The organism is Streptomyces sp. NPDC111516 (genome assembly GCF_055635345.1).
In genome coordinates this window covers 1-4450 of the sequence record NZ_JBVKBV010000063.1, presented here as the reverse complement: position 1 = coordinate 4450, position 4450 = coordinate 1, and the positions used below count along the sequence as shown (strand labels likewise).

General features: G+C 69.8%; 2 protein-coding genes. Both read right to left on the bottom strand.

Going from position 1 to position 4450, the window contains the following annotated elements; all coding sequences use genetic code 11:
- The coding region (locus ACZ7L9_RS37975; protein ID WP_471422082.1) for a type I polyketide synthase at window positions 1–3575 on the bottom strand (3575 nt) is incomplete at its 3' end.
- Between the two features lie 116 nt (window positions 3576–3691).
- A partial coding sequence (locus ACZ7L9_RS37970; protein WP_471422081.1) for an acyl carrier protein occupies window positions 3692–4450 on the bottom strand: 759 nt, incomplete at its 5' end.

Sequence of the window (4450 nt, the reverse complement as noted above, 5' to 3'; positions counted from 1 at the left end):
AACCGCGCCCCCGATCCACCGCCCGAGACGAACGAACCGAGACCGATCGCGTGCAACGCCGCGTCCAGCAACGCCGGATGCAGCCCATACCGACCTGCTTCCTGCGCCGCCTCTTCCGGCAGAGCCACCTCGGCGAAGACCTCATCACCCAACCGCCACGCCGAACGGACACCCCGGAAGACCTCTCCGTAGGCGAGCCCCGCCTCGGCCAGCGACTCGTACAGACCACCGATCGCAAGCTCGTGGGATCCCGCAGGCGGCCAGACCGAAAGGTTGCCATCGGCGTCCTCCGCGGGGTGGGCGGCGGAAAGGCTACCGGTGGCGTGCCGGACCCACGGCTCGTCCGGCAGAGCGTCCTCCGCGCGGGAGAACAGGGTGACCGGACGCCGACCCTGGCCGTCCTCCTCCGCGACCAGGACGCGCAGTTGCACTCCCCCGCCCTCGGGCAGAACGAGCGGAGCTTCGAGGCTCAGCTCGTCGATGGTGTCGCAGCCCGCCGCGTCGCCCGCACGGAGCGCCAGCTCCACCAGCGCCGCCCCCGGGACCACGGCTCTGCCGTGCACGCGGTGGTCGGCGAGCAGAGGGTGCGAGCGCAGCGACAACCGGCCCGTGAAGAGGCAGCCGTCGGAGTCGGCCAGGGAGATCGCGGCACCCAGCAGCGGGTGCCCTGCCAGGCTGAGGCCCAGTTCGGGTCCGGCCAGGGCGCCACGGGGTACAGCGGGCGCGTCGATCCAGTAGTGGTCGCGCTGGAACGCGTACGTCGGCAGGTCGAGGACGCCGCCGGGACGCAGGTCCGCGAAGAACGCCTGCCAGTCAACGCGTACGCCTCGGGTGTGGAGGTGGGCCACGGCGGTGAGCAGCGACCACACCTCGGGGCGGTCCCGGCGCAGGGCCGGCACCAGGGCGGTGTAGGCCTCCTTGGTGAGGCAGTCACGGGCCATCAGGCTCTGCATGGCGAGCGCCCCCACCTCCAGGTAGGTGGTAACGCCCTTGGCCTCCAGGGTGCGTACCGAGTCGCAGAAACGCACCGCTTCCCGGACGTGCCGCACCCAGTAGTCCGGGGAGCACACCTCGTCGGTGCTGATCAGGTCGCCGGTCAGCGCATCGATCATGGGGATGCGGGGCGGCTGGAAGGTGAGCGTCTCCGCGACTTCGCGGAACTCGTCGAGCATCGGGTCCATGTGCGGGGAGTGGAACGCGTGCCCCACGCTGAGTCTCTTGATCCGGTATCCCTCGGACCGCCAGCGGTTTCCGAGCTCGGCAATGAGTTTCTCGTCGCCGGAGACCACGAACGCCTGGGGGCCGTTGATCAGCGCGATGGTCACCCGGCCGGACAGCTCGTCGAGGGCCGCTCGTACGACCTCCTCGGGAGCCTCGACCGCGACCATGCCACCGCCGGGCGGCAGGTCGTTCATGAGCCGGCTGCGGGCGGCAACGAGCTTCGCGGCGTCCGGAAGGGAGAGGACACCTGCGGCATAGATCGCGGCGGAGTCGCCGATGGAACCGCCGGAGATCATGTCCGGGCGGATGCCCCAGTGGACCAGGAGCCGGTGGAGCGCCACTTCGAGAGCGAAGATGGCGGGCGAGGAGTAGCCGGTCCGGTCGAGGAGTTCAGCTTCGGGTGATCCCTCCTGCGCGAAGACGATGTCCCGGATGGGCCGGTCCAGGTGCTTGTCCAGTTCGGCGCAGACCTCGTCGAAGGCGGTGGCGAAGGCCGGGAACGCTTCGTAGAGTTCACGGCCCATGCCGGGACGCTGGCTGCCCTGGAAGGTGTAGAGGAAGGCGGTCCGGCCGGTCGCCTGGGCCCCGCGAACAACGCCGGCGGCGGTGTCGCCGTTCGCCAGCGCCTTGAGGCCGCGGAGCAGTTCGCCGCGGTCGGCGGCCACGACGACGGCACGGTGCTCCAGCGAGGCACGGGTGGTGGCGAGCGAGTACGCGAGATCGGTCTCCGCGATCTCCAGGGCGTCGCCGGTTGCCGGGCTGCCGCCGGTCACCTGGGCATCCCCGGTCTCCGGGGTGTCGCCGAGGAAGGCCGCCAAGCGCGCGGCCTGGCCGCGCAGAGCCTCGCCGGTCGTACCCGATATCACGAAGGGCAGCACCTCGGGCAGGGCGCGGGGACTCGTGTCCTCGTCGGTCGTCCCGGGCTCGGGCTCGGGCTCGGTGCCGGGCTCGGTTTCGGCCTCGGGCTGTTGCGGGGCTTCCTCCAGAACCACGTGGGCGTTGGTGCCGCTGATGCCGAAGGAGGAGACACCCGCGCGGCGCGGCCGATCCGTCTGCGGCCAGGACTGCTCCCCGGTCAGGAGTTGGACGGCACCCGCCGTCCAGTCCACCTGCGAGGACGGTGTGTCGACGTGCAGGGTGCGCGGCAGGGTGCCGTGGCGCATGGCCATGACCATCTTGATGATGCCCGCCACACCCGCGGCGGCCTGTGTGTGCCCGATGTTCGACTTGATCGACCCCAGCCACAACGGACGGTCCTCGGGACGCTCCTGCCCATAGGTGGCCAGGAGTGCCTGGGCCTCGATCGGGTCCCCCAGCTTCGTGCCCGTCCCGTGCGCCTCCACCGCGTCCACGTCCGAGGCCACAAGGCCCGCGCTCTGCAGCGCCTGGCGGATCACCCGCTGCTGGGACGGACCGTTCGGAGCCGTCAGACCATTGCTCGCCCCATCCTGGTTCACCGCCGAACCCCGCACCACCGCAAGGACCCGGTGACCATTGCGTACCGCGTCCGACAGCCGCTCCACGAGCAGCATGCCCACACCCTCGCCCCAACCGGTCCCGTCCGCGGAATCGGCGAAGGACTTGCACCGCCCGTCCGGAGACAACCCGCGCTGCCGGCTGAACTCCACAAACGTCGCGGGGGTGGACATCACGGTGACACCGCCGGCGAGCGCCATGGTGCACTCGCCGCGCCGCAGCGCCTGCACCGCCAGATGCAGCGCCACCAGCGACGACGAACACGCCGTGTCCACCGTCACCGCAGGACCCACCAGCCCCAGGACGTACGCGATCCGCCCGGAAGCGATGCTGCCCGCGCTGCCGTTGCCCAGGTAGCCCTCCAGTTCCTCGGGTACGTCGGCGATTCGGGTGGCGTATTCGTGGTACATCAGGCCAGTGAAGACGCCGGTGCGCGAGCCCTTCACGGACAACGGGTCGATGCCGGCCCGCTCGAAGGACTCCCAGGCGGTCTCCAGGAGCAAGCGCTGCTGGGGGTCCATCGCCAGCGCCTCACGCGGCGAGATCCCGAAGAACCCCGCGTCAAACTCCGCCGCCCCGTGCAGGAAGCCGCCCTCGGTCGCGTACGACGTACCCCGATGATCCGGGTCCTCGTCGAAGAGGCTGTCGAGATCCCACCCGCGGTCCGTCGGAAAACCGGACACCCCGTCCGCACCGGAAGCCACAAGCCGCCACAGCTCCTCCGGGGACTGCACCCCACCCGGATAACGGCAGCTCATCCCGACGATCGCGATCGGCTCGGTCGCTTCGGCCTCTACTTCACGGAGACGCCGATGGGCCTGACGCAGGTCAGCCGTCACCCGCTTGAGGTAATCAACAAGCTTCGATTCGTCAGCCATCGACTGTCGCCTTTCAAAGGAAATCTGTGATTCGGAGCAAGAATGCGGAGCAGGAATTCACATGCGGACAAGGAGTGAACGCGGCGACCCCGCGCCGGAGGCCGTGGTTGCCGTCTTTACAGCGAGCCGAATTCCTTGTCGATCAGATCGAGGAGTTCGTCGGCGGTAGCCGAATCGATTTCGCGTTCGCCGGCCTCGTCCTTGGCTTCGACCTCCACCTCCGCCAGCTTCGGCATCAGCGCGCGCAGGCGGGTCAACGCTTTTGCCCGGAGCGCTTCGTCGTCCTGTGCGATGCTCTCGACCGCCCGCTCCAGCGCCTCGATCTGGTCCAACAACGTGTTGCCGGTGTCCGGGCCCAGGATTTCCGGCCGCAGGTACGCGGTGAGCGAGGCGGGGCTCGGGTAGTCGAACACCAGCGTGGCGGGCAGGGTGAGGCCCGTTTCCCTGACGAGGCCGTTGCGGAGTTCGACGGCGGTCAGCGAGTCGAAGCCCAGCTCACGGAAGGCACGCTCGGGCTCGACCGCCTCGGGGCCGGCGTACCCGAGGACGGCCGCGACCTGCGTACGTACGAGATCCAGCAACGCCGTCTCGCGATCCCCCTCCGACAGGGCCAGGAATCGCTGCCTCAGCGACGGCGCTGCGGATTCCGCACCGGTGCCAGTCCCTGTGAGGGAACGGGGGCCAGCGGTTCGCCGTGCCGGGCCAACGACCAACGCCCTCAGCAGAGCAGGGTTGTTGTCCCGCTTGCGGAGCCTGGGCAGGTCGAGGGGGACGGGGACGAGCAGAGCCCGGTCGGTCGTGAGGGCGGTGTCGAACAACGCGAGACCGTGAGCGGGCACAAGAGTCCGGACACCGGAACGCTCGATACGGCTCAG